Raw genomic sequence first — 25,423 nt, 5'->3', positions numbered from 1 at the left:
TCCTTCGAGCATATCTGGTACACATACCAAAAAGCCTGTCCACTGAATAAATACAGCGAACAGGCTTATATGCAACGCTTAGATATTGGATAAAGGCATGCCCTTAAGTTTAGGGCATATGACCGGTTACCACCATCGGTTACCCTTGTTGCTCTACTCCACGTTGCAGACGCATCAGTGGACGTAAAACCTTTTGCAAAATACGTGGGTAACTTCCCAGTTCATCCTTACGCAGCACACGCAGCACAATCAAGAGTACAAGATAGATAACAACAACCAGTGCACCAACAACCAAGCAGGTCATCAGGAACGATACACGGGATGGTAAGAATGAGCCAAAGACCATATTTCCTAACCAGTTTGTGCCGAAGCCAGCACCTGCAGCAAGCAATACAGTCAACAGGAACCCTTTCCAACGATCACCCATGATCGAGAAGGTTACTATTTTTCTCAGCACTCGGAGATTCAGATACGTAATCACTAAGAAACATAGCGCTGTAGCAATAATGATGCCATAAATGCCAAAGATCGGTGCAAGAATCAGACTCGCCACCAATTTGATGACTACCCCTATAGCTACACTGATCATCGTAATTCGTGGTTTACCTACGCCCAGCAAGATGGAGTTTGTTGTCATCATCGTGATCTGGAATATGGTACCGAAGGTAAGCAACGCAATAATCGGTGTTCCATCCAATGAACTAAATAATAATCCGTTCACAGAATACGCCGCAGTACAGAGCGCAATAACAATAGGCATACCTGTCAGAATCGAAATACGCAATGCCAGCGTAATCTGATTCTTCAGATGGGTCTCATCCTTACGAGCGAATGCTGCCGAGATAACCGGCACCAATGATTGACTCAAAGCGATGGCTAGAATCGGCGGAATACCCGCAATACTTTGCGCCTTTGCACCCAAGATCGCAAGCACGGCTGTCGCTTCTTCTAATCCATTACGACCACTTAGCAATGGAACGACAAGGGATGAGTCAATGAAGTTAATTGCAGGAACCGCCAGCGATGATAGAACAATCGGAATAGACAGCTTGAAGATATCTGAGTAAATGCCGCGCATCGGCAATTGCTGAACTCGCTCCATTTCAAACTGGGCTTCACGATCTTTGCGACGTAATTTCAAAGTGAAGTACAGCATAACAGCAAACGCACCAATACTTCCGAATACACCACCAAAGGAAGCACCCGCAGCAATTGTCTGATCATCATAATTCCATTGCAGCATAATGTAGGCCACGATAATGGCAGTTCCTACACGGGCAAATTGTTCTACAATCTGTGAGATACCACCAGCCGTCATGTTGCCTCGACCTTGGAAATAACCACGCATCATGGCTATCGCCGGGAAGAGTAGCAAGGCTGGTGCTAGAGCCCGAATGGCACTAACGGATTCCGGTACCTTCGAGATATGGGTCGCGTAGAACGGTGCGGCAAACCACAGCAGTGTCGACATAACAACACCAGCTACAGCAGCGAAGATCAGGGCTGCTCGGTAGATCTGCTGCGCTTCGCCTGCTCGTCCTAGTGCGTAGCGTTCGGATACCATTTTACTCAGCGTACTTGGTATACCTGCCGTAGCAACTGTTAATAGCATTAAATATACCGTATTGGAAATGGTAAACGATGCGTTACCGATATCGCCGAGGATATGCTCAAGCGGCACACGTTGCACAAGACCAAGCACCCTTGCAATGAGCGCTGCTGCCGCTAGAATGAGCGTCCCCTTAATAAATGTTTCCTTCTTAGACAAACCAATTCCCCTTCTTTCCTCCACACGGACGTGCACTGAGATGAGGCTCGCACTCGCTAATGTCTATGCGAATCGAACCACCCAGATAATAAAGAGCACAATCATGACGATTTGCAAAATGATTTTCATTACCGTACTTGTGAACAGTCCCACCACGGAACCAAAACCAACCTTGGTCGCTTTGGAAGGTGATGATCCTCCAATAAGCTCCCCAATAAAGGCACCGAGGAATGGACCTAGTACAAGCCCGAACGCTGGGATGACAAATGGGCCAATGATTACACCAATCGTACTCAACGTGGTGGATAGCTTGGAACCGCCGAATTTCTTAACGCCCCAGGCACTAACGACATAGTCAGCCACGAACAGTACAACAACGATCAAAATCTGAGTAATCCAGAACCATACACCAAACGGGTCAAAACTAAAGAACCATCCATAGACCAGAAATGCGAAGAATATCGCTACAGCACCCGGTAAGATTGGATAGACGGTTCCCGCCATGCCTACTGCAAACAGAAGTACAATTAGAATCCAACCAACGGTTGCGAGCAAAGGTTACTCCCCCTTTAAAATATGTTCACGGATGACTTCAACGATGCCATCTTCATTATTGCTCGCGACAATGAGATCTGCCGCTTCTTTCACTTGCTCTTGGGCATTCCCCATAGCTACACCTAGACCTACAGCTTCAATAACCGCTAGATCGTTCAAGCTATCGCCGACCGCGACTACCTCAGACATCTCAATGCCAAGCAACTTACACACTTCAGCTACACCGCTCGCTTTGGATATGCCTGCCGGATTAATCTCAATATTAACAGGTGAAGAATTCGTCATTTGCAGACCGCCAAGTTCCTGTAGTTCCAGCATGATCTGGTGACGCACTTCGTCAATCTCAGTGGTATATCCGAACTTCAGCCATTCCAAGCCTTCGATATTGTCTGTCCAGCGATCACGGTTGAACAGCTCTTCCACGGAGTATGCCCAGTACCAGCTGTTATATTTCTCCCCAATCTGTTGCAGCTTGCGGATTAATGACGGATCCATCAGATGGCGGAAATGTAGATCATTCGGAGCTTTCCACACTTCACTACCATTCACAGTAATCATCGGCGTCTCTAAACCAAGCTGTACCGCATAAGGCATAGCATGGAATACCGCTCTTCCTGTAGACAGACATACATGTACGCCGCGGCGCATCGCAATTTTGATCCATTTGGACGTTTCCTGTGTAATCTCATGATTATCATCTAGCAATGTTCCATCCATATCGAGTGCTAGCAATTTGTATTTCAGTTCACTCATGTTGTATTCCTCCTCAGTTGTCTCTCTTTATTCCCATCCAACATACTTTCACACAAAGATCGCCCGGTATCCGCACAAGCGGACGCCCCGGACGTCACAGCTAACGACATTTTACCACAGATCATCCATATGCAACAAAATAACCAATATGAATCAATGTAAACATCATGAAGCTATGAAGCTGTCTTCCTATAGAAGAAATACGATGAGTGACATGAGTTAAACCAGGTGTTCAGAGTCAGATCTCGTTTCCTCCGCAACAAAAAAACGCCTGCATTTAGCAGACGTTTGAACTCTTTTTATCTAAAGTTATCTTCATCATTAACGTGTAGCAAATTTACGGCGAGCATAACGGAAGATAATCCCGTGTTTCGGAGACAATAGCAGCGCGAGTACAAATAAAATACCGGCAACCGCCACCATGCACCCTGCAATGGAAGCATCCAACATATAAGCCATGATGTAGCCTCCAACCGAGGAAGCAGCTCCAACCAGCACGCTGTACAGAATCATTTTGCCAAGTCGATCGGTTAACAGATACGCTGTTGCCGCAGGTACAATCAACATACCTACAACGAGAATAGAGCCTACACTTTCAAATGAAGCCACAGACGTCATGGAGACAAGTCCCATGAGCAAGTAATGGAACAACACTACCGGAATACCGCAGGCTGCAGCCAGTGCTGGATCGAAGGCACATAGCTTGAACTGTTTATAGAACAGCCCAATAACAACCAGGATGACCAACAACGTAATTCCCAGCATCCATACTGCTCTTGGCCCAACATCCGTACCGCCAATCATCAGTGTATCCCACTGCACATAAGCAATCTCACCAAATAGGACGCAGTCCAGATCCAAATCAATATGCTGTGCATTCAGACTAATTAAGATGACCCCTACCGCAAATAGAGCCGTAAATACAATACCAATAGATGCATCGGAGGATAGACCTCCAGCCTGCAAGCTCTGGATCAGAAACACCGTCAATAGACCAAAGATCGTTGCACCAAGCAGCATCCATAACGAATCTCGGGAACCACTCCATAAGAAAGCTATGGCAATCCCGGGCAGTACAGCATGACTAATGGCATCACCCACTAAGGCCATCCGGCGCAAAATTAGAAAACAACCCAGAATTGCACAAGCTGACGAGACAAGTACAGCTGTTAAAATAATCCAAAATGTTGCCATTACATCTCACCCCGTTCTTGCTGCCCATTTCGCTGCGCAGAGAGTGTCTGAACGGCGGCATGCTCTTCTCTCAAGTAAGCCGACTTGGCTTGAATACTTCGTAAGCGCCGAGCCAGTAAGCCCCTGCGCGGAGCAAGTAGTGCCGAACCTGCAAACAGGACAGTTGCTGCTAGCACAGTCACAGGTCCTGTTGGTAGATTCGGCACCATCGTGCTGAACAACGTACCTGTTGCACCACTCATGGCACCAAATATACCTGAGAGCAGCACCATAAGTGCGAGTGAATCCGTCCAGCACCGTGCTGCAGCTGCCGGCGTGACCAACAGGGCGGCAACGAGGACTACGCCTACCGCCTGAATGCCTGCAACGACCGCAATAACAGTTAATAGCAGAATGAGCTGCTCCAGCATTGCAACAGGCAATCCCATGCCTCTTGCGAATCCTGGATCGAAGCTCACCAGCTTAAATTCCTTAAACCACACGAGGCAAGCGATGAGTAACACGAGACAGACGCCGCCCATAACATACACATCGGTCATAACCATAGAAGCTGCCTGACCAAACAAATACTTATCGAGCCCGCTCTGGCTTCCACTCGCACTATGCTGAATGCGTGTCAACATCACTACGCCAATGCCGAAGAACACCGTTAATACAATTCCCATTGCAGCATCCTGCTTAATGCGAGAATGTCGTGTAATCCATGAAATACCGAAGGTGGCTACAATACCAGCAACGAGAGCGCCAAACAAGAAAAGTCCCACGGATTTGGTCTCGGTTAGCATAAATGCAATACAGATTCCCGGCAACGCTGCATGTGCAAGTGTGTCGCCCATAAGGCTCTGACGTCGTAAAAAGGTAAAGGAGCCAATGATTCCACTACTGAATCCAAGCAACAAGCATCCGAGAAGAATCCAGCGAGTATTCGGGTCAGACAGAATGGAGAGTGCCCAGTTCCACATGCATTACACCTGGCCTTTCTCCGACCGGCTTCCAATCATCGCAATCCGGCCTCCATACGTCTCTTGTAGTGTGTCAGGTACAAATACTTCGTGAGTAGGCCCACCTGCTACAAGCCGCCCGTTCAACAACAGCACATGGTCAAAATACTCCTCCACCGTTGCCAAATCATGATGTACAACAAGCACGGTCTTTCCTTGCTGCTTCAACTGCTCCAGCAAAGAAATGATCGCCTTTTCTGTTGTTGCATCAACCCCGGCAAATGGTTCATCCATGAAATATAGATCCGCATCCTGAACTAATGCACGTGCCAGAAATACCCGCTGCTGCTGACCGCCGGAGAGCTGGCTGATCTGACGGTACATGTAGTCACCCATGCCGACCTGCTCTAAACAATGTGCTGCCAGATCACGTTCCTTCTTGCCTGGGCGACGGAACCAACCCAGATGACCATAACGTCCCATCGTCACCACATCCAGCGCATGGGTAGGGAAATCCCAATCCACGGACTCCCTTTGCGGAACATACCCGATCCGTCTCCGTTGCTCACGATAGGATTGCCCGAAAATACGTACATCGCCATGCATTTTGGGAACCAGCCCGAGCACTGCTTTGATTAGGGTTGATTTGCCTGCTCCATTCGGACCCAATATACCGATAAGCTGCCCTTCTGGAATATCAAAGGATACTCCGCTTAGAACAGGTTTCTTGTGGTAAGCCACTGCTAGATCTCTCACACTGAGAGGAGCTGTTGCAGACTGCTTTTCCTGTTGACCATGATTGTTCGTCATGCCTTGAAGAGAATTTTTAGATGATGTTAACTTGTTCATTCACGTTCCACTCCTCTCTTGATCCTTCTTCCATCACTTCAATGCCTCGACAATGGTCTGGATGTTATGCCGGATCATACCGATATATGTGCCTTCCTCCGTACCTTCAGCACCCATGGCATCTGAGAACAATTCGCCGCCAATGGTGACCGTATGTCCTTTTTCCGCCGCTCCAGCAATAATGGCTTCCATCGCTTTTGCAGGCACACTCGACTCTACGAACACAGCTTTGATCTGATTCTCTACAAGATAATCACGTAGTTCACTGACATCTTTTGCACCATATTCCGCTGCTGTGCTAATCCCTTGCAGTCCCATGACGTTCATGCCGTAAGCCTGCCCGAAGTATCCAAACGCATCATGGGCGGTAACGAGTACTCGACTTGCCTCCGGAATTTCTTGAATCTGCTGACGAACCTCTTCGTCCAATGCTTGCAGTTTGCCTAGGTACTGTTCCGCTTGCGCTTTATATTGTTCCTCATGTGCTGGATCTGCCTTAATCAGCGTATCGCGAATCGATTCTGTCGCATGAATCCAGTGACCGACATCAAACCAGACGTGAGGATCGTATTCCGTACCACCCGTTTCTTTACCAGAACGCAACTGATCCACAGGGATATTTTCCGTTACCGCTGTAACGATTTTGCTCTTGGACATCTTCTCCAAAATATCTGTCATCTTGCCTTCCAGATGCAGACCGTTATACAAAATTACACTCGCTTGCTCCAGTTTGCGTATGTCTCCCTGAGATGCTTTGTACAGATGGGGGTCTACTCCAGGTCCCATTAAACCGGTAACGTCAACATATGCTCCACCTACCTCACGTGCGACATCCGCAATCATTCCAGTCGTGGCTGTTACTTGCACTTTCCCATCACTGCCAGTCTCTGCTTCACTTGAGCAAGCGGTAAGCACCATAATAATCGCCAAAGCCGCAAGTGTAATAAACCCTCGATGAATACTCCTCATCTTCACCATTAACAATCCAAACAACCCCTTTCCTTCTCCTAAAATATTTGTCCACATCTAATTTTGTTGTACAAGGTATTAAAATTTAATCTAAGCTAATAATGTTTCCCTTGTGCAAATTTTATCTGATGAAAAATAAAAAGGCAAGGGAAAATTTCCCCTGCCTGTCCTGAATCAATCGTGAGCCGTCTATTTAGGCTCATGACCTCGAATATATTTTACATAAATTAAATATTCCGAAAAGTCTTATTGCTGCTCTGCATCCTTCTTACCTTTGGGAATGCCGTTTAGACCATACACTTCGTCGTAGGCATCAAAGATTTTGCGGGCAACTGGAGCGGCACTAACCGAACCAAATCCCCCTTCGGGTACAACGACTGCTACCGCAAGTTTCGGATTATCCCGTGGTGCAAAAGCGATAAACACACCATTTTCCTTTTTATTCGGCCCCGTGCCTTGCTCCGAGGTTCCTGTTTTCCGAGCAAAATCATAGGCAAATCCATCAAATGAGCTTACCTTTGTCACCATCCCGCGGTGTACCTCATTCCAATATGCATCCGCAAACTCGACCTCGTTTAATACTTTGGGTTGGATCTTCTTGACTACATTACCATTAGCATCACGGATCTCCTTCACCAAATGTGGCTCCATCCGCTTACCTTTATTGGCAAGCATCGTCGTATATTGGGCAAGCTGAAGGGTTGTGTACTTCGCTTGTTGGCCGAATGATGCAAAAGCCAAACGCGTCAGCCCAGATTCATGATCCTCCTTGTATTCCAATCGTCCCAAGAACTCACCAGGAAGATCTACACCCGTAGATACGCCAAGGCCAAAATCCTTCATGTACTCATCCCACTTATTAATACCTTCTACCGAGTCATACTTATTCAGTAATCGTTTACCCACCATATCAATCATGAAGGCATTCGATGATTTCTCAATGGCTCGTCTCGCCGTGATGTGCCCATTGTATGCGGAATGTGAATTTTTCACTTGTCTTCCGTCTTTCCCTAAGATTGCATAACCCTGATCAAAATAGGTCTGTCCAGCTGTAAACAGCCCTTCCTTCAAGCCGATCAGTACACTGAGCGGTTTAATAACCGATCCAAGTAGTACAACGGATTCTGCTTTCTTTCTCGAATCGTCCGGTGGGAAAGAAGCCATCGTTCCGTTACGATACACAAACTTAATTTTGTCATAATCCCAATCGTTTGGATCATAGTCTGGCATACTCGCCATGGCTACGACATTGCCCGTATCCACTTCCATCGCTACTGCATAACCGGTAACCGCTTTAGGCAGTCTACGAAGTTCATCAGTGATTGCCTCTTGTGCTGCCAGCTGAACTTCCTTATTAATCGTGGAGACCAGGCTATACCCCTTCTGCGGTGGTGTCTGCTCCATCGCACCCTCTGGCAAATTACGGGCATTGATGTCGATCGACTGGTAACCACTGCGTCCCCGAAGCACTTCCTGATATTGAAACTCCAGACCGTCTACCCCAACATTCTCCTGCTGGGTATAGCGAAGCCCAGGGTCACGCTCCGTCGCTTCAGCCTCACCAATTTTTTTATACTTTTCTGAATTTTGCTGTTGTCCCTTGAACTCTCTCGTGTACCCAATGGCTTGAACGGCAACACCATCAGGATCATATCTTCGTACGTTCTCCTCCAGGACCATCGCCCCTGGATACTCTGCTTTTTTTTCCATGAAATAAGCAATTTCTTGCGTATTCAGATCCGACTTTACGAGCCTTGGCGTATATCCATGCGCCTTCTGGGATTCAAGATCCAAGCGTTTAATAATCTCTTCTGCATCCGGTTGCTCCGGATCTCCTGGGTTAAACTGCTGGAACACACCTGCCAGATCATCCGCTAACTCCCGCGCTTCTTCTTGCCTCGCTCCTCTACTGTAGTCCTCGTATAACATCACATACAGAGACTGTACAGGCACGGAATATGCCAATGCCACTTCTCCGGTCGCATCATAGATTGGTCCACGCACGGGTGCAAGTGGAATATCCTTCGTGTTACGGCTCGTTTCCATGTAGGTGAGCTCAGGCCCCTCAACAAATTGTACAAAGGCTAGCCTAAAAATCAGGATGCTAAATATGACAAAGGCTGCGAAAAAAAACATATTAAGCCTTGCGCTCGATAGCTTATTAACAGGTGGATCTTCCGTAACCATTTTGCTCTTTTTCCATCGGTTAAACATGTATTAAGCCTCTCCGTTCCTACGTTCATATTCGCTGTTCTTCTATGAGTTTATCAAAGGTAATCCACAATGTCCCCCAAATATTGGTTACATTTTCGTCATAGGTGAATAGATCACATAAATGGTAATACACCAAATAACTAACAACATGAACAATCTCAAAAACAGTCTTACATGCGCTATGTCTTTAAGTCCACTTCACCGTAACTGTTGTAGATTTAGACGATGGACGATATCAAAAATAAAAGAGGCTCCCTAGAGGGAACCTCTTAATACTGACTGATACGTAGTTACTGCGTATCCGTTTCATCATTTTGCTTTTTCTTCGGAACTCCGTCCAGTCCAAACTCCTCATCATACGCATCGAAGATTGCACGTGCAACAGGTGCTGCACTGCTTGAACCGAAGCCCCCTTCGGGGATAACAACAGCTACTGCAAGCTTAGGATTGTTGCGAGGAGCATAGGCTATAAATACCCCGTTATCAACATTTTTACCGCCGACGACCTGCGTGGAAGTACCTGTTTTTCTTGCAAAATCATACGGGAAGCTGCTAAAGGCCGAAACCTCTGTTGCCATACCGCGCTGCACTTCATTCCAATATGCATCATTGAAATCTACAGTACTCAGCACTTTCGGCTTGATCTTCTCTACAATGTTACCTTCCGAATCCCGGATCTCACTCACTAATTGAGGCTCCATCCGTTTTCCTTTGTTAGCTAGCATCGTTGTATATTGAGCAAGCTGCATGGCTGTATATTTACCCTGTTGTCCAAAGGAAGCATATACAAGTCGAGTAAGCGAACTTTCGTCATCATTGTTGTAATCCTTAAGACCAGCATATTCGCTTGGTAGGTCAACGCCCGTTTTTACGCCTAGTCCGAATTGTTCCATGTACCCATTCCACACATCAATACCTTTGGCACCATAACGGCTATATAAGTTTTTACCGATCTCATCAATCATAAATGTGTTAGAGGAGTGACGAATGGCATCACGAGGACGTAGCAGACCGTACACGTGACCGCCTGAGTTCTGCACTCTACGATTATCTCCACCAAACGTCGTTGAACCCCTGTCCGGGTAGACTGTGTTTGTTGTAATAAAGCCCTCTTTCAAACCGATCAGTACACTAAGTGGTTTGATCGTGGAACCGAGCAATACAACCGATTCCGCCCTCTTTCTGGAGTCGTCTGGTGGGAATCCTCGAATCGTACCATTTAAATAGACATACTTAATACTATCGTACTGCTCGTTCGTAATACTTCCGGTTCTCCATACGTTGGTATCGTAATCTGGCATACTCGCGGCAGCCACAACTTTACCAGTGTCTACTTCCATCGCAACCGCATACCCCGTTTTGGCATTAGGGTGCAACTTACCCGACACCGGATTACGGTGAAGCCAACTGAGCTGATCCAATATCGCTTGCTCTGTCTTCACTTGAACGTTTTTGTTAATGCTGGCAATCAGATCATAGCCTTTCTCGGGAGGGGTCGTCCCCGCTACACCTTCTGGCAAGTTCCGCAAGTCCACGTCCACAGAGTTATATCCGCTCTTACCGCGCAGAGCATCCTGGTATTGAAGCTCAAGTCCATCGAAGCCTACAAACTCATTCTCTGTGTATACGAGACCTGGATCCTTCTGTGTTTTATTCGCCGCGTCAATCGCTTGATATTTGTCGAGTGATTTGGAACTTTTGAATTTCTTCAAATAACCTATTGTCTGAACAGCTACAGTATCTGGGTCATAGTATCGTACACTTTCCTCCACAATCTGAATGCCCTTGAACTCATCCTTATGCTGGAGGAAATAAGCGACTTCCTCTTCGGACAGATCACTCTTAATCAAACGTGGCATGAATCCATTGGCTTTACGCGAATTCAAATCCATCTCTTCGATGATATTTTCCACGGTAAGTGATTCAGAGTCTTTGGTTTTGTACTGCTCAAACACATCATGAAGCCGAGTAGCGATATCTTCCGCTTCTGGCATATACGGACTCGGTTTTCCACCTACGTCGCCATAGTTTTTATACAGCGTTAAATATAATGATTGAATTGGCTTCGAATATGCCAGCTTCACCTGACGTGTTGAATCGTAGATCGTACCCCTCACCGGAGCAAGGGGAACATCCTTCGTAATGTTGCTGGCTTCTTCTTGACTGAGTTCTGGCCCCTCAACAAATTGCAAAAACGCCAAACGTACAATAATAACGCTAAAAATAACAAAGGAAACGAAGAAAAATACGTTAATACGGTAACTAAAGCGCCGTTTATCTGTATGTTCATCCTTCTCTTTTGAATGATTGTTCATTCATCCTACCTCTTTCATGACTTGGTGCATACCGCGTAAAACGAACTTACTCACGGCATGATAACTTGGCAACGTCGTCATATCCGGATCATGCCCGGTGTATTGTTATGTTGTCTGATCTTTCAGATGGGTATCGGCAAAATTCGGAGGATTGAACCAGTCACCACTCACTGCCCATGTTGGGTCCAGTGGAATCCAGCTCTGGGAATCACTCAAATAAATCTCGTTCCACGCATGCGGGCCATAACCGCCCTGCCCATTGTACCCGAGACCTGTTACAACCTTAACCTCAAGACCTTGTGATCGAGCCATTACGGCATATAGGCGGGCATAGTCGATACACACACCCTTACGCGTATCAAATGTATTTTGCGGCGTCTGCTCATGCCAAATGCCTTTTTGTTCATAATCATCTACTTTGCCGTAATCATACTCGATTCGTGAACCTACCCAATCATACAGCGCCCGCGCCTTCTCTTCCTCCGCGGACTTGCCTTGCACAATTTCATGTGCCGCAGACTCGATGTCAGCCGGTATATTATGATCAATAACATCATACTTCCGCTGTAGAATACCACCCAATTCTTTTTGCACAGCCTGGGTAAATACAGGAAGCTTGTCCTTGATCAGGTTACCCGACAACGGCTCAATCACCGATTTGGCTCCTTGCATGTAGATCGGTGAAGCCTCCACGTAACGACTGAACATGCTGCCTGGATAGAGGCTCACGATCATGAATAAAATGGCAATCACAATCATTCCCCGCGCAGAGCCGATAATCGCACCAATGATTGCACCAGTTACACGGCTAAAGAAACCTTTCGGCCAGCTCTCCTGATCTGCCGAATCATTCCTTTTATAGAAAAAGGACGAGAGAAACCCGAGAATCAACCGGATAAATCCATAGCTAATAACGAATAACACAGCGAACCGCATCAACGGAAAATCAGCAATGGCTGTAACTAATGTATAATACATCTGCTCCCAGCGATTCAAATCTCGGTTAGGGATCGTCCCGGCATACGTAGACAGCCATTGCTGAACATATGGCGCAAGCCATAACGTAAGACCCACAGACAGCAGAATACTGATGACCACCATAATACCATCCATGAGGAAACCAAATAGTCTGCCTGCGGAACGCGATGCTCCTCTAGACCACCCTTGCAGCAATGAAGCTGCCACAATTAACAACAGTACAATGGTGATACCGTTGAATTCCTTCAGGCTGTCCAGCCAACTTTGCAGCACGAATTCATTCCTCCTTTACTAAGAAGCTGGTGCTGTTACGTTTCCTTTGGCCTTATTAACAAAGGTACGTATCGTTTCGTTATCCAAATTCCATTCTCCCAGGGAGATCCCGCGAAGCACGACATTAACTTTGTCTGAGCCTACAGTGCCTTTAATCTCTACATTGGGACTTGTAATAGTGAATTCTCCATTCTGTCCTTTGGCATAGGTCGCCTTAGACGCTTCGTTCACCATAAGGTTCGTTGCTTCTTTCTTCAATGTGTCCATCGTACTGCTTTGAACATCCGTTACCGTCTGTTTGATCTGGTCAATGGAGATACCACTGTATATCAGTAGAGCCGCAATAATGATGATGGCAATCGCCCATTTCAATACCGTTTTGACGACATTCAGAACGAAGAACAAAATGATCAATGCAACAACGATCACAAGCCAGTTCTGCATCACAAACTCTTTAATTACTTCTATGTCCATGACTACACCTTCCGAATTAGAGTTGAGTACACACTTCCCGAATATTATACATGATTTCCGAACCTGCTGTCAGCTAAGCCTATAGGTGTGAAAATAAAGGGTCTAAGTTCGTCCCTCCGGGCGTACAAGTAGTACCATGAGGTTCTGCGTGATATACGCGAATACCATGATACACCACCGATGAACATGCATCGCTTAACAAGGAGGGGCTTTTGTGAAAACGGCCATATGGCTCTATTTATTTTTGTTTCTTGCTGTTTTTGATCTGCATGCCCAGTATCCAATCCTGACGCCATTCGCGATTTCGCTTGGGGCAGCTCCAACATTCATTGGTTGGATGATGGGCATCTACTCCTTGACTCATTTACCTGGTAATCTCATTGCTGGTACGCAAATCGACAAACACGGTAGCCGCCGCTATATTGTGTTCAGCCTGTTAGGTGCGGGCATCATTCTGCTCATTCAAGCTCAGATCCACACCCCCTGGCAGCTGCTCGCACTTCGCTCCATCAGCGGGTTTGTGCTCGCTTTTCTATCTCCTGCCTGTCTAGCTCTGTTAGCTCAGTTGTCCCGTGATCCCGTTACCCAGGGCAAGTATATGTCTGGTCACGGTGTAGTGCATACACTCGCATCCGTTGTATCTCCCGCGGCAGGAGCACTCATCGTAGGTAGTATGGGATTTTCGGCAACCTTTGCAAGCCTTGGTTATCTGCTCATTCTGACAGGTGTTATTGCCTTCTTCTCCATGCCCAAAGGGTTAATTGAGCCACAGCCTGAGAAGGTAACTGAGCCTGCCCAGCCAAGTCATTTACCTGAGAGCAAAAAGGTGTTCCTACCCGTATCCTGGCGTTATTTCGCCTTGCCACTTGTCATAGCCTGTGCCCAAGGTATCCTATTCTTTGAACTGCCTCTTCGAGGAGGAGGTCATTCCTCCATCATGTCTACAGGACTTCTATTTTCCATCATTAGTATTGGAGCCTTATTTACATTGAGTATGTTATTTCTCAACCGATATTCACCTAAGCTACGTGTAACCGCAGGTGTATTATTGATGTCCCTTTGCTTCTTCGCCTTAGCAGCTATTCCTCAGTTGCCTTTGCCTACTGTTCTGTTTGTACTCGGGATGTCCAAGGGGATCACGTTTCCGGCGATGGCAACCCTGTTTATTAGGCTAAGCGGTGGCAACAAGCTAGGTCGAATTTTCTCTCTACAATCCATCGCAACATCCATCGGATCGTTCATCGGTCCAATCGCAGCTGGACAGATTCGTGTGGGAGTCTCTCCTTATTTTATCGGATTCATCTTATTGATGGTTGGTATTCTTCTGCTTCCTTATTTCACTTCCAGACGAGAAGCTTCTTTGTCAGCGTCTGACCCCAAGAGTGTTTTGGGTTAATATCATAATAGACGTTCATTTAGCCTCAATCCCTGCAAGAGTTTGTTTTTTTGCTAGTCCTTTGCATCATTCCCCTATTTACAGCTACACTATATATGATCCGTCGATTTCCGCGACAACATTTCCCGGGGAATGTCGACACAAGCTCTCGAACAAGAGGTGAATATGATGCCTATTCATGTCATCGTGGAAGGTAAGAATGATCGTAGCAAACTCAAACGACTGGTTGGGCCTGAGATCAACATCTTGTGTACGTTTGGAACACTGAATTCCTTAAAGCTTGAGACGCTTAAAAAGCAGGTTGGTTATGATGAAGTCTATCTGTTTATGGATAATGACAGCTCTGGCAAGAAAATCAGAGGCGTTCTGCGGGATGCTTTTCCGGATGCGGAGCAGATGTACACTAGACGTGGTTATGCGGGGGTAGAAGGAACACCGGATGAATACATCATTGCTCAGTTAGAAAAGGCGGGATTAGAGGCATATATTCAATATCCTGAACAGCCGTCATTTTAAATATGCCCAATACAAAAGAGGCACCTGCTCAGATCTGTGTTTGATCTGGGCGGTGCCTTTGATTGTTATCCATCCCATGAGATACACTCCGTACCCCACCATCTCATTGCTTACTCCTTAATAAGATTGCGAATATCTTCGGCGATTACAGCTGGATCAACATCGTTTGTAGCGCCTGCACTGTAAATTTTGCGGAGTTGATTGTTTCGATCCACCAAACCAATCAGGTTCATATGGGCAAAATCATCTATAGTCTCACCCTCAATCAGAATCTGGAACGATTCTCTGGCGAATTTCTTCGTCTCTTCCATATCCCCACGGAGGAAATACCACCCGTTATAATCAGCATGGAAACGATCGGCAAATTCCTTAATCTTCTCCTTCGTGTCCACCTCTGGATCAAACGATATCGATACAAACGAAGCGTCATTGCCAAATGTATCGTCCTCTTTCAACAGATCCTGCACTTCAGAAAGTGTATATGTCGTTATCGGGCATACATCTGGACAACTGGTGAAATAAAAGTAGAATAAACGGACTTTGCCTTGAGTATCCTCAAGCGATACGGTGTTCCCATCTACATTTTCCATAGAAAAGGATTGGATCTCCCGAATTTCGGGTAATTTCTCCTTGCTTGCAAATAGATTCCCCCACATCAGATATACAACCATAACGAGTGCTAATGCGAGTAATATCCATGTCCATATATACTTTTTGAGCATAATCCTCTTCCTTTCTCCCATGTCGTTACGATGAAGGCGCATACATATGCAGAAACCAGACGGTTTAAGCTCTTGCTTGCTCCCCATAAGTAATCACGTTGATAAATGACGGCCTATTCCTTCATTATGTATGTCTAGAAAATCCACCTATTGTAGAGCACTCTACTATTGTACCTGTTCTTCAGCAACATGCCTACGAAACTTTTTGAACATGCTTCTTGAAATGGTTAAGCCGTTACCCTCTTTGTCCGATATAAAGTTTATCACAGAAAATTCCAAAAGAGTTGAGCCATGCTTGTACAAATATCGAACAAAAAGCATATTAATTTGGCCTTTATTTTGCAGATGACCTGTTTTGCTTCTTGGCAGACGGATAATATACACTATAGATGGGTATCACCTAGATAGAGAATGATTAGAGGTTGTTCAAAAAGTCCGCTTTTGATTACGAAGGATGCCTGTCGGCATCTCAGCATCGAATAAGGATTCATCCGAAAAAAGCGGGATGCTTACGAAGCTTGTTTCCTTCGGAAACATGTAGTTGCTCACGTAGGTTTGCCTACGCTCCGCTACTCCATTTCTAGCTCCATCCCATCTTCTCGGTACTGAAAACCGACCTTTTTGAACACGTATGATAAGTATGACGAGAACGATCTACACAACAAAGGAGACGTTTATGGATACTTCTACACATTTTGTCATGGGCATTGGTTTGGCTGGGCTAGCTTATGTTGATCCTGTTGTAGCCTCAAGCCCCATGCTTGCAGCAGCGGTAATGGTCGGTACGATCGCTGGCTCACAAGCCCCTGATATTGATACTGCGCTGCGTCTCAAAAGTAATTCCCTGTATATTCGAAATCATCGTGGGATGTCCCATTCCCTGCCGTTTCTCCTGTTATGGACATTGCTCATTACAGGTGTAATCGCATTGATCTTCCCTGGTGTCGCTATTGCACATGTTGCAATATGGACGGCTGTTGCGGTCTGTGTACACGTATTTACGGATCTGTTCAATACGTATGGCACCCAGGCGGCAAGGCCATTTACGGATAAGTGGATCGCGTGGAATATCATTCATATTTTTGATCCGTTTCTGTTCAGTTCACATGTCGTAGCAATCTTGCTCTGGGCTTTTGATGTTGTAGCACCTGCTCCACTGTTCGTCACGCTGTATATCATCATCGGCTTGTATTATATTTGGCGGATTATTGCGCACGCACAGGCTGTCTCTAAGGTAAAACGAATGGATTACAGTACAGATGCTATTCGTTATATCGTCATCCCCACCATATCCTGGAGTCGTTGGCATGTGGTGAAGCGTTATGCAGATGATCGCTATGAGATTGGAAAATTAGATGGTTCTGACCTGACTTGGAATCTGCAAGCTTCTTCATCTACTCACGCAGCGGTAGCTGCTTCCCGTCAGTCACCTGAGGTGCAAGCATTCCTGTACTTCACATCGTATGCTGTAGCTGAGGTTGAGGAATTACCTGCCGGATACAAAGTTCGCTGGGCGGATGTCCGTTATCGACACCGCAAACAATATCCATTTGTCGCTGTCGTTGTCATGGATCGAAATTTTGAAACCATCGACACGTATGTGGGCTGGTTAAGTGACGAAAAAATGGATAAAAAACTTTTGTCGGCACGCTCTTGACGAAAGTGTGCCAAGAAGGGCACAATCAACATAGGAACTAAACCGCGCAAAAGCCCGGAGCATTCCGCTCCGGGCTTTCTGGTTGTTGCTGTTTGGTTATGATGAATTATTTGCCAGACCCAGCCAGAGACTGCTCAGCGATTTGTACCAGACGTTTGGTAATATACCCACCCAGAGATCCTGTCTCACGGGAAGTGTAGTTACCATAGTAACCGTCTTGTGGAATAGTTACACCCAGTTCCTGTGCAGCTTCCATTTTCAATTGTTGCAATGCTGCAGTTGCTTGAGGTACCACCAAGTTGTTAGAAGAACGAGATCCTTGAGCCATATTTTAAATCTCCTTTCAATCTGTGTCTGTAATGTAATGCAAGCTTGCAAGATTATTATGTCTCGCACGCTTCAGGTTATACGGAGATTCATTAAATTTATGATGGAGGTTTTTTCCAATGAGCAAAGGTCTATCCTTATGGTTTGCATTCTCTTCCATTGTTTTGTTAACGGTTACAGCAATTTCGATGTCTTACTCGGGCTGGTTGGCCGCGTTAGGATTTATTTTGTCCATGGGTAACATCGGTTGGGGATTTGTCATCCGTGCCAAAAAAGAACGGCGCGAACTCCACGCGTCAACAGGTTCAGCTTCTTAATTCGTGTTATGGAAGCAACGCTTATATACTCTAGTCAGACAACAAAAGAGGAGCCTATGGCTCCTCTTTTGGCTATATCTAAACCTCATTGCTCTATATAGTTGAAATTCAAATATGACTTACTACCGTGCACGTCTTGGTACAAAGCCCATACGTTCTTTAACATCATTAAGTGTTTTGGAAGCCACTTCTTCTGCCCGACGAGCGGAAGCATCGAGAATATCAGCCAATTCGCCAGATTCACGGATCTCATGATACCGTTGTTGCAATGGCTCAATGACGGAAACGACAGCCTCTGCCAATCCCTTTTTGAATGGACCATACATCTGACCTTCATACTGATCAGCAACCTGTTGAAGAGTCATGCCTGCACATTCCGCGTAGATACTCATGAGATTGCTCACTTCCGGTTTGTTAGCCGGATCGTACACGACTTCACGTCCTGAATCCGTTGTGGCACGACTGATTTTCTTGCGAATCTCTGCCGGCGTGTCGAGCAATGCAATATAGCTGCCTGCATTCGGATTACTTTTACTCATTTTGGAGGAAGCATCATCCAATGACATCACACGCGCACCCACTTGCGGAATGTACGGATCTGGAATTGTGAAATACTCCCCATAACGGTGATTGAAGCGACCAGCGAGATCACGCGTGAGCTCCAAGTGCTGCTTCTGATCCTCACCTACAGGAACGAGATCAGCATTGTATAACAGAATGTCAGCTGCCATCAGAGATGGATATACAAACAACCCTGCCCCAACGGAATCCTTTCCTGAAGACTTGTCTTTGAATTGCGTCATACGCTCAAGCTCACCCATAGAAGTGAGTGTTGTCATTAACCATCCCAACTCAGCGTGCTGAGGCACATGGGACTGCAAAAATACGTTGGACTTGGTCGGATCGATGCCAGCTGCAATAAACAGTGCAGCTACCGCCTCGGATTGCTCACGGAGTGCAGCAGGTTCCTGAGATACAGTGACGGCATGAAGATCCACCACCATGAAGTGACATTGATAATCATGCTGCAGCTTCACAAAATTTTTGATCGCACCAATGTAGTTACCAAGCGTAAGTTTACCACTCGGCTGAATTCCAGATAATACAGTTTTCATAAAAAGTAATGCCTCCTCGAATTTAGCTCTGATCCAGTTAACTCCGGGTCAATCATATATTCTCCGCGGACGCAAAAAGATCCCACGCCCGCAAGGGACGTGAGACCGTGGTGCCACCCTTATTCGTGTCCCTTGATAAGTAGATTCTCTGTACTTACGCACATCGATTCAACGACAAGAAACACCTTCATTGTTCCGTAACGTGGAATATACGTCAGAACCTACTGCGGGATAGAGCCAACATCAGCTACCCGGTTCAACTCCGCACTCAAGGGGCCATTCGGCAAAGAGTTCACACCGGTTCACATCACCCACCGGCTTTCTGAAGAGAGTGCCCTCCACTTACTTATCCCTATCATCGCTTTAAGCGTTTGTTTTAAAAATCACTTCTGAAACAAGCATTTTCAAGTTATTCAACTCGTAAATAAAGCTATATCTGAATACCATCTTAATGCCATCCACACGGATTGTCAAAAATTAAGAATGAGCTTTTTTTACCCACCCCACTGAAATCTGTTATGATGGAATAGCTTAACCCTATTCCAAGCATTCACGTGGATTGCTTAAGGGATTGCTGGCATGTACACAATGACACGCCTGCAGCGGAAGATTAAAAAAGCCGCTTGCAGACAGATTTCAAGTGGGAAAAGGAGCATCGATATGAAACAAGTGACCAAAGGCCAATGGAATGGTTACGACACGTATATCCTACATAGCCGTGAATTGGAGATTACCCTGCTACCGCGTCTTGGAAACAATATCATTTCTATTCGCGATCTCGTGCAGGGACGCGATGTCGTTCGCAGCCCAGAAGAAGATGATCTTGCATTTTATCTGCAGAAACCGTATCACTTCGGTGTTCCGCTTCTCATTCCACCCGGTCGGATTCATCGTGGACAATTCGAATATGAGGGCGTCCATTACCAGTTCGATCAGAACACAGCCAACGACAACCACATCCATGGTCTCCATCGTACACAATCCTGGTGTGTCAGTGACATAGAAGAGGATGAAGATGGATGTGCCATCACTACGGAATTACTTACCGAGAACGAAGATCACTGGATGGAGCAATTCCCCATTCCTCTCAAGCTAGAGATGACGTTTAGGCTGCAAAATGCTGTCCTGAGCCAACAGTTGCGCGTAACGAATTTGAGTTCAACTCCTGCTCCATTTGGAATGGGATATCATACATGGTTCCTACTTGACGGCGCACCTGCCGAATGGACACTTCAGCTGCCTGTTTCAGGTTTATATTCACAGAATGAAGAACAGTTGCCTACAGGTGAAATTGCTGAGCTAGGCGAATGGGCTGCCTTGAATGAAGGTATGAATATGCAAGGCCGAAATTGGGATACACTTCTCAAGGCTGACGAGCACAAACCGGCTATTGCTCAACTACGACGTCAGGATGGATATCTGCTGAATTATTCAGCAGATGAACGATATTTCAAGCATTGGGTTCTCTATACAAAAGGCGAATCCGATCAATTCCTGTGCATTGAGCCTTACACCTGGCTCTCCGATGCCCCGAATCTGTCTTTATCAGATCAGCAAACGGGATTGATCCGACTGGAACCACAGCAGCCAGTAGAGCTGGTTACACGGATTGAAGTTGTTCCTCCAGTAGAGTAACGTTACAAAGAAACAACTCTATCATGCACCTTATCATGCTCACAGACGTACGTTCTTCATTTTACCTATACGCCAAAAAGCCGATCCTTATAGGATCGGCTTTTTGCTTATACCCTTCACCTCATTAAACCCTAAAATTTCCCTTACGCCATATGATGTATATTTCTTCATTCTCTAACCATACTAACATCACCAACCCATAAGGAGGTGACACACATGTACGGAGGCCAAAACCAAGGTAATAGAAACAGTTCTAACAATCTGGTTGTTCCCCAAGCAACAGCAGCTTTGCAACAATTGAAAATTGAAGCGGCACAAGAGCTGGGTGTAACCATTCCACAAGATGGATACTACGGTAACTACACTTCCCGTGAGACAGGATCTCTGGGAGGATACATTACTAAACGTCTGGTGCAAATCGCTGAGCAGCAATTATCGGGTCGTTCTTAAGAACTCGAAAGCATGCTTACGTGGTAATGCTAAAAGCGGCCTTCTTCGGAAGTGCCGCTTTTGGTTATACTGGCGCTTAGGAAGTTGATTCCATTCCTGAATCCTTGTATGTATTTGCCCTAGGATAACGAATCATTAAGTTAGCCATATTGTAATTGGATTCCATCGTTGCATCTACCAAAATCATGCCTTGTCTTACTGTAAAGTCATATGAAATTTCTCCATGCGTCCAATTCTTCTTAAATTTCAACGTCTCTAATGCCATAACCCGGAAAGAAGACCGCTGAGCTTCATTTAATCCCTCATTCTCCACTTCTAATTGTCCATTCCGCCCAGATATCGGATTATGTCGAATTCCGAATTTCCCAATTACGTTATTGCGTATTTGCACAAAAACAACACCTGAATCTAACCCCGCCAACTCATTATCAAGCTCTTTGAACACCAGATCTAACTGTCGTGCTAATGAAAGCTGGTCAATTTTTACCATACTGCTCCTCCTTTATGCACTTCATCCCTTCATAACAAGGACTTACGACTCATTATATGACAATATATATGGTCATTCAACAATAACAAACAAACTTGGGTATTTATTACTATAGTTTGCACAATTAATTGCCATTTGCGCGATTAAAACTGAGTTTTTTCTCTGTATTGCGACAAAATAATTGTATCAGCCGTGTCACAAAAAAGACTGCCACCCAAATGACGGCATCGGGCTGGCAGTCTTGTATGATATACAAATGGCATTTGTTCCTCGGTAAAAATCAAAGCTTCACTATAAGTGGGTGTTCAGAAAGGGCTTGATTAAAGTCTGCTTTTTGGACAACCTCTATAAATGCTTATTAGTGATCCTCTGTCATCTCAAGGAACTTTTCAATGTCAGCAATAACTAGATCGGCGGCATTTTGCCAGAATTCAGGCTTGGTTAGGTCAGTCCCCAGATGTTTATGAGCCAATTGCTCTACGGTCATTCGCCCCGTATCTCTTAGCAAGTCGTCATATTTATCCGCAAAGGCTGTTCCCTCTTGCTGTGCTCTAGCATAGATTCCCGCACTGAACATATAACCGAACGTGTACGGGAAGTTATAGAAAGGTACACCTGTCAGATAGAAATGCAGCTTCGATGCCCAGAAATGCGGATGATCAGATGCTAACACACCACAGAATGCTTCTTGCTGAGCATCAACCATTAATTTGGATAGTTCATCGGCACTAACGAGTCCCTTTTTACGTTGCTCATAGAAACGATTCTCAAATAAGAAGCGAGCGTGGATATTCATAAAGAATGCTACACTTCGTTGAATTTTATCTTCCAACAAAGCCAACTTCTCTTGTTCATCCGTCGCCGCTTGAACAAGTGCATCAGCAACGATCAATTCAGCAAAAGTAGATGCTGTCTCCGCTACATTCATCGCATAGCGTTGATTCAGCGCAGGCAACTCTTCCATGATATGCTGATGGTATCCGTGTCCTAACTCATGAGCGAGTGTCGAAACATTGGATGGAGTCCCAGAGAATGTCATGAAGATTCGAGTTGCTTTGCTCAGTGGCAGAGATGTACAGAATCCACCTGGACGCTTACCAGGACGGTCTTCAGCTTCAATCCAACGCTTCTCAAACGCCATCTCAGCAAATTTCGAAAGCTTGGGACTGAACTTCGCGAACTGTTCAACAATATTAATCGCAGCTTCATCATAAGTCACTTTGCCACCCAATTTTCCAACAGGAGCATCGACGTCACTCCAACTCAGCTTGTCTACGCCAAGAAGCTTCGCTTTGCGCTCTAGGTAACGAACTAATGAAGGTTTGGCTCCGTTAATAACATCCCACATCGTATCCAGTGTCTGACGCGACATCCGGTTAATCGCCAAAGGTTCCTTAAGGATATCATCCCAGCCACGCTTTTCATATAACTTAAGACGGAAGCCAGCAAGATGATTCAGCGTATCCGCACAAAAATCCTCGACGTCAGTCCAAGCCTCTTCCCACTGCGCGAAAACCTTTTCGCGTACAGTGCGATCACTGTCACTAAGCTTGTTGGAAGCCTGCCCTGCTGATAACATGACTGTTTCTCCATTTTGCTCAAATGGAATGTTAATTTTTCCTACGATTGTATTATAGAATTTGCCCCAGCCATGGTAACCATCAACCCCTAAATCAAGAGCAAGACCCTCTAGTTCAGGTGACAGCTTCTCACGAGCTTGTGTGCGACTTTCGTTCAGTACAAAAGATAGTGGCTGAATGTCATCCCGAGCAATCCATGCTTCCCATACGCGATCTTCCGTTTCACTGAGTTTGTTATCAAACTGGGACTTACTGCTGCTCAGCATAGCTCCAAGAGAACTAATCGCACCTTGAAGCTGTGTAGCCTTCTTGTCCTTCTGATTCTGTGAAGAGAGACAAGATACAAAGGCCGATCCTTCGGAAGTCCGAATGTAGCAGCTCTGCAACAATTCCAATATGGGATCAAATGTTTTTGTTTCCTCCAGATTGCTTGGTACAGGTGTTTCTTTCAGTAGTTGTTGAAGGTTGCGAACATCATGCTCAAGCTCAACTAGATATGCAGCAAATGACTCGGATGAAGAACCTCCACTAAAGATGGACTCCAGATCCCATACGGGATGTAATGGTGTTTTCATTTAATTAGGCACCTCTCTCTACAGATTGAATAACAAATGATGCGATGAACCATATACATGCTGTGATTCCATTTTTCATTCAACACAAATGTAATTACCTGAATAAAGACTGGTTTTATGAAGACTGTATCTCTATACTAGAGGAATAGTTTAAGCTATTCTTTAGGAGGTAAATGTGATGAAACCTTTACAAGTATCGGCTGATACAGCCGTTAAATTAGCGGAATCCCTTGGTGTGCCACTGGAACACCTGATGCATATGCCCCAGCATATCCTGATGCAGAAAATTGCCGAATTAGCCAAAGCTGAAGCGTCCAAGCCAACTGCATCTGAAGAAGCCTCGGAAGGCGAGCAGGAATGATTCCTTTTGAGAACAGTTGGCCTTATGACATTGTGATGGGGGACATCTATGTACAGCAATGCCCGTTCTGCCATGCAAGCAATGTGTTGCTGCCCCTGAAACCGAAAGAGCTTGTACGCATCCGTGAAGGCAAGAAGAAATTGCTGGTCTTTCCTTGTTGTAACGGTAGTATGACGGTGATTGATAACGATAGTGACTACCTGCTGTCCAGCCGTCCAATTCGTAATTAATTGGATTCATAAGACGAATATAGTGCTTAGTTGGGGCTACGCTTAGTAGCCCCTTTTTCGGCTTCAACCATCTCTTCAGGCAGCTCCATTTTGCCAGAAATCATCTGTTCCCGCAGTAATGCCCATTGCTCTCTCGAAGCACGAATCATAGCCGCATCTGTAATACGTTTGTCCTGAATGACTCTTCCAAACCATTTGACCGCCTCATGGAAGCGACCTATCCTACGATTCAATTCCCCCAGTAAATAGAGCAATCGGGCCTCATTTCCACCTGTGCCTTCCCGCTCAAATACCCTCACATACGAGTCTAGACTAAACTCCAAGAAACGACGTTCTTGCTCATGATCCTCACGGTAGCGGTATAACCAGGCGATATGATGAAGTAAACCTGCAACGACACGATCCTTCTCCTGGATCACTTGCGCACATAACAGTCCAAGCTTGTACGTTGCAAGTGCCTGATCGATCGTCCGTGCCCCGCTATAATCGCGTTTCTCCCAACGGTTACCGATCTGATTCTTGAAATTTTGCCGTTGTGTATCACTTAAACGTTCCGTTGAATTCTCTGTAGAAGCAAATCCACATTCGGGACAGATACGCACAACGTAAAAGTCCGGGTTCTCTAGTTTGTAATAAGCGCAGAAGTCGGAATCAGTTCGGTAAGGTCTCTTCAAACTTGGTCTAACCCGTGAAGTTTCAAACTCATTTTCACAATAGTGACACGTTATTTTCACCTTATACAGCGGTTCTAGTTCCACTCATTCCATCC

General features: G+C 45.6%; 25 protein-coding genes and 1 other annotated feature. Of the genes, 8 read left to right on the top strand and 17 right to left on the bottom strand.

What is annotated here, in order from left to right; translation table 11 throughout:
* Positions 1–139 precede the first annotated feature (139 nt).
* The 11 genes from ASD24_RS26530 to ASD24_RS26480 form a co-directional block, all read right to left on the bottom strand.
* Entirely contained in the window at positions 140–1,768 is a 1,629-nt protein-coding gene (locus ASD24_RS26530) for a putative polysaccharide biosynthesis protein (protein ID WP_056702339.1), read from the bottom strand.
* A 63-nt stretch (positions 1,769–1,831) separates the two neighbouring features.
* Entirely contained in the window at positions 1,832–2,272 is a 441-nt protein-coding gene (locus tag ASD24_RS26525) for a DUF456 domain-containing protein (protein WP_056702865.1), read from the bottom strand.
* A gap of 54 nt (positions 2,273–2,326) precedes the next feature.
* The gene (locus ASD24_RS26520) at positions 2,327–3,076 is read right to left on the bottom strand and encodes a Cof-type HAD-IIB family hydrolase (protein WP_056702337.1); all 750 of its coding nucleotides are present in this window, start codon (positions 3,074–3,076) and stop codon (positions 2,327–2,329) included.
* 321 nt (positions 3,077–3,397) lie between these two features.
* Positions 3,398–4,270 (bottom strand): metal ABC transporter permease, encoded by an 873-nt coding sequence (locus ASD24_RS26515; protein WP_056702335.1) that lies wholly within the window; start codon positions 4,268–4,270, stop codon positions 3,398–3,400.
* A complete protein-coding gene (locus tag ASD24_RS26510) occupies positions 4,270–5,232 on the bottom strand; it encodes a metal ABC transporter permease (RefSeq protein ID WP_056702333.1) in 963 nt (320 codons plus the stop codon). Before ASD24_RS26510 ends, ASD24_RS26515 begins: the two co-directional genes overlap by 1 nt.
* 3 nt (positions 5,233–5,235) lie before the next feature.
* On the bottom strand, positions 5,236–6,021 hold the full coding sequence (locus ASD24_RS26505) for a metal ABC transporter ATP-binding protein (protein WP_056702861.1): 786 nt from the start codon (positions 6,019–6,021) through the stop codon (positions 5,236–5,238).
* A gap of 72 nt (positions 6,022–6,093) precedes the next feature.
* Entirely contained in the window at positions 6,094–7,038 is a 945-nt protein-coding gene (locus ASD24_RS26500) for a metal ABC transporter solute-binding protein, Zn/Mn family (RefSeq protein WP_056702857.1), read from the bottom strand.
* Positions 7,039–7,275: 237 nt separating this feature from the next.
* Positions 7,276–9,243: a peptidoglycan D,D-transpeptidase FtsI family protein gene (locus tag ASD24_RS26495; protein WP_082560582.1), complete on the bottom strand. Its 1,968-nt coding sequence runs from the start codon at positions 9,241–9,243 to the stop codon at positions 7,276–7,278.
* A gap of 290 nt (positions 9,244–9,533) precedes the next feature.
* A complete protein-coding gene (locus ASD24_RS26490) occupies positions 9,534–11,558 on the bottom strand; it encodes a peptidoglycan D,D-transpeptidase FtsI family protein (RefSeq protein ID WP_056702331.1) in 2,025 nt (674 codons plus the stop codon).
* A gap of 105 nt (positions 11,559–11,663) precedes the next feature.
* Positions 11,664–12,809, bottom strand: a complete 1,146-nt coding sequence (locus tag ASD24_RS26485; protein ID WP_056702329.1) for a transglutaminase domain-containing protein — start codon at positions 12,807–12,809, stop codon at positions 11,664–11,666.
* Between the two features lie 18 nt (positions 12,810–12,827).
* Positions 12,828–13,283, bottom strand: coding sequence for a hypothetical protein (locus ASD24_RS26480; protein WP_056702327.1), 456 nt, complete (start codon positions 13,281–13,283; stop codon positions 12,828–12,830).
* Between the two features lie 214 nt (positions 13,284–13,497).
* Here ASD24_RS26480 and ASD24_RS26475 point away from each other — a divergent pair, with 214 nt between their 5' ends.
* Positions 13,498–14,679 (top strand): MFS transporter, encoded by a 1,182-nt coding sequence (locus tag ASD24_RS26475; RefSeq protein WP_056702326.1) that lies wholly within the window; start codon positions 13,498–13,500, stop codon positions 14,677–14,679.
* Positions 14,680–14,847: 168 nt separating this feature from the next.
* Positions 14,848–15,195 (top strand): toprim domain-containing protein, encoded by a 348-nt coding sequence (locus tag ASD24_RS26470; protein WP_056702325.1) that lies wholly within the window; start codon positions 14,848–14,850, stop codon positions 15,193–15,195.
* Positions 15,196–15,305: 110 nt separating this feature from the next.
* Here ASD24_RS26470 and ASD24_RS26465 read toward each other — a convergent pair whose 3' ends face one another.
* The gene (locus ASD24_RS26465; RefSeq protein WP_056702323.1) at positions 15,306–15,917 is read right to left on the bottom strand and encodes an SCO family protein; all 612 of its coding nucleotides are present in this window, start codon (positions 15,915–15,917) and stop codon (positions 15,306–15,308) included.
* A gap of 676 nt (positions 15,918–16,593) precedes the next feature.
* Between ASD24_RS26465 and ASD24_RS26460 the strand changes: the two genes are divergently transcribed.
* On the top strand, positions 16,594–17,574 hold the full coding sequence (locus tag ASD24_RS26460; RefSeq protein ID WP_056702320.1) for a metal-dependent hydrolase: 981 nt from the start codon (positions 16,594–16,596) through the stop codon (positions 17,572–17,574).
* Between the two features lie 106 nt (positions 17,575–17,680).
* Here the strand turns inward: ASD24_RS26460 and ASD24_RS26455 are convergent, their stop codons facing one another.
* Entirely contained in the window at positions 17,681–17,902 is a 222-nt protein-coding gene (locus tag ASD24_RS26455; protein WP_056702318.1) for an alpha/beta-type small acid-soluble spore protein, read from the bottom strand.
* 118 nt (positions 17,903–18,020) lie between these two features.
* Here ASD24_RS26455 and ASD24_RS26450 point away from each other — a divergent pair, with 118 nt between their 5' ends.
* On the top strand, positions 18,021–18,218 hold the full coding sequence (locus ASD24_RS26450) for a hypothetical protein (RefSeq protein ID WP_056702317.1): 198 nt from the start codon (positions 18,021–18,023) through the stop codon (positions 18,216–18,218).
* 122 nt (positions 18,219–18,340) lie between these two features.
* Here the strand turns inward: ASD24_RS26450 and trpS are convergent, their stop codons facing one another.
* Complete coding sequence (trpS, locus tag ASD24_RS26445) at positions 18,341–19,333, bottom strand: tryptophan--tRNA ligase (protein WP_056702315.1); 993 nt, start codon at positions 19,331–19,333, stop codon at positions 18,341–18,343.
* 90 nt (positions 19,334–19,423) lie between these two features.
* Positions 19,424–19,701: a binding site (T-box leader), on the bottom strand.
* Positions 19,702–19,993: 292 nt separating this feature from the next.
* Here trpS and ASD24_RS26440 point away from each other — a divergent pair.
* Entirely contained in the window at positions 19,994–20,968 is a 975-nt protein-coding gene (locus tag ASD24_RS26440) for an aldose 1-epimerase (RefSeq protein WP_056702313.1), read from the top strand.
* A 216-nt stretch (positions 20,969–21,184) separates the two neighbouring features.
* Positions 21,185–21,418, top strand: a complete 234-nt coding sequence (locus ASD24_RS26435; protein WP_024634588.1) for an alpha/beta-type small acid-soluble spore protein — start codon at positions 21,185–21,187, stop codon at positions 21,416–21,418.
* A gap of 76 nt (positions 21,419–21,494) precedes the next feature.
* Here ASD24_RS26435 and ASD24_RS26430 read toward each other — a convergent pair whose 3' ends face one another.
* A complete protein-coding gene (locus tag ASD24_RS26430) occupies positions 21,495–21,908 on the bottom strand; it encodes a hypothetical protein (protein ID WP_056702311.1) in 414 nt (137 codons plus the stop codon).
* A 358-nt stretch (positions 21,909–22,266) separates the two neighbouring features.
* Positions 22,267–24,063, bottom strand: a complete 1,797-nt coding sequence (locus ASD24_RS26425) for a M3 family oligoendopeptidase (RefSeq protein ID WP_056702310.1) — start codon at positions 24,061–24,063, stop codon at positions 22,267–22,269.
* A gap of 178 nt (positions 24,064–24,241) precedes the next feature.
* Between ASD24_RS26425 and ASD24_RS26420 the strand changes: the two genes are divergently transcribed.
* Complete coding sequence (locus ASD24_RS26420) at positions 24,242–24,424, top strand: YycC family protein (protein WP_056702308.1); 183 nt, start codon at positions 24,242–24,244, stop codon at positions 24,422–24,424.
* Positions 24,421–24,654, top strand: a complete 234-nt coding sequence (locus tag ASD24_RS26415; RefSeq protein ID WP_056702306.1) for a hypothetical protein — start codon at positions 24,421–24,423, stop codon at positions 24,652–24,654. Before ASD24_RS26420 ends, ASD24_RS26415 begins: the two co-directional genes overlap by 4 nt.
* 26 nt (positions 24,655–24,680) lie before the next feature.
* Here ASD24_RS26415 and ASD24_RS26410 read toward each other — a convergent pair whose 3' ends face one another.
* Complete coding sequence (locus ASD24_RS26410; protein WP_056702304.1) at positions 24,681–25,412, bottom strand: DUF2225 domain-containing protein; 732 nt, start codon at positions 25,410–25,412, stop codon at positions 24,681–24,683.
* Positions 25,413–25,423 lie beyond the last annotated feature (11 nt).

This window comes from Paenibacillus sp. Root52, assembly GCF_001426865.1.
Lineage (GTDB): Bacteria > Bacillota > Bacilli > Paenibacillales > Paenibacillaceae > Paenibacillus.
This window is presented reverse-complemented; position numbering and strand designations above follow the sequence as displayed.

What these genes read in the sequence shown, in the direction of transcription:
- ASD24_RS26525 (WP_056702865.1), bottom strand. Translation starts at nt 2,272, where the DNA reads ATGGCGGGAACCGTCTATCCAATCTTACCGGGTGCTGTAGCGATATTC.
- ASD24_RS26520 (WP_056702337.1), bottom strand. Translation starts at nt 3,076, where the DNA reads ATGAGTGAACTGAAATACAAATTGCTAGCACTCGATATGGATGGAACA.
- ASD24_RS26515 (WP_056702335.1), bottom strand. Translation starts at nt 4,270, where the DNA reads ATGGCAACATTTTGGATTATTTTAACAGCTGTACTTGTCTCGTCAGCT.
- ASD24_RS26510 (WP_056702333.1), bottom strand. Translation starts at nt 5,232, where the DNA reads ATGTGGAACTGGGCACTCTCCATTCTGTCTGACCCGAATACTCGCTGG.
- ASD24_RS26505 (WP_056702861.1), bottom strand. Translation starts at nt 6,021, where the DNA reads ATGACGAACAATCATGGTCAACAGGAAAAGCAGTCTGCAACAGCTCCT.
- ASD24_RS26500 (WP_056702857.1), bottom strand. Translation starts at nt 7,038, where the DNA reads ATGGTGAAGATGAGGAGTATTCATCGAGGGTTTATTACACTTGCGGCT.
- ASD24_RS26495 (WP_082560582.1), bottom strand. Translation starts at nt 9,243, where the DNA reads ATGTTTAACCGATGGAAAAAGAGCAAAATGGTTACGGAAGATCCACCT.
- ASD24_RS26490 (WP_056702331.1), bottom strand. Translation starts at nt 11,558, where the DNA reads ATGAACAATCATTCAAAAGAGAAGGATGAACATACAGATAAACGGCGC.
- ASD24_RS26480 (WP_056702327.1), bottom strand. Translation starts at nt 13,283, where the DNA reads ATGGACATAGAAGTAATTAAAGAGTTTGTGATGCAGAACTGGCTTGTG.
- ASD24_RS26470 (WP_056702325.1), top strand. Translation starts at nt 14,848, where the DNA reads ATGCCTATTCATGTCATCGTGGAAGGTAAGAATGATCGTAGCAAACTC.
- ASD24_RS26465 (WP_056702323.1), bottom strand. Translation starts at nt 15,917, where the DNA reads ATGCTCAAAAAGTATATATGGACATGGATATTACTCGCATTAGCACTC.
- ASD24_RS26460 (WP_056702320.1), top strand. Translation starts at nt 16,594, where the DNA reads ATGGATACTTCTACACATTTTGTCATGGGCATTGGTTTGGCTGGGCTA.
- ASD24_RS26455 (WP_056702318.1), bottom strand. Translation starts at nt 17,902, where the DNA reads ATGGCTCAAGGATCTCGTTCTTCTAACAACTTGGTGGTACCTCAAGCA.
- ASD24_RS26450 (WP_056702317.1), top strand. Translation starts at nt 18,021, where the DNA reads ATGAGCAAAGGTCTATCCTTATGGTTTGCATTCTCTTCCATTGTTTTG.
- trpS (WP_056702315.1), bottom strand. Translation starts at nt 19,333, where the DNA reads ATGAAAACTGTATTATCTGGAATTCAGCCGAGTGGTAAACTTACGCTT.
- ASD24_RS26440 (WP_056702313.1), top strand. Translation starts at nt 19,994, where the DNA reads ATGAAACAAGTGACCAAAGGCCAATGGAATGGTTACGACACGTATATC.
- ASD24_RS26435 (WP_024634588.1), top strand. Translation starts at nt 21,185, where the DNA reads ATGTACGGAGGCCAAAACCAAGGTAATAGAAACAGTTCTAACAATCTG.
- ASD24_RS26430 (WP_056702311.1), bottom strand. Translation starts at nt 21,908, where the DNA reads ATGGTAAAAATTGACCAGCTTTCATTAGCACGACAGTTAGATCTGGTG.
- ASD24_RS26425 (WP_056702310.1), bottom strand. Translation starts at nt 24,063, where the DNA reads ATGAAAACACCATTACATCCCGTATGGGATCTGGAGTCCATCTTTAGT.
- ASD24_RS26420 (WP_056702308.1), top strand. Translation starts at nt 24,242, where the DNA reads ATGAAACCTTTACAAGTATCGGCTGATACAGCCGTTAAATTAGCGGAA.
- ASD24_RS26415 (WP_056702306.1), top strand. Translation starts at nt 24,421, where the DNA reads ATGATTCCTTTTGAGAACAGTTGGCCTTATGACATTGTGATGGGGGAC.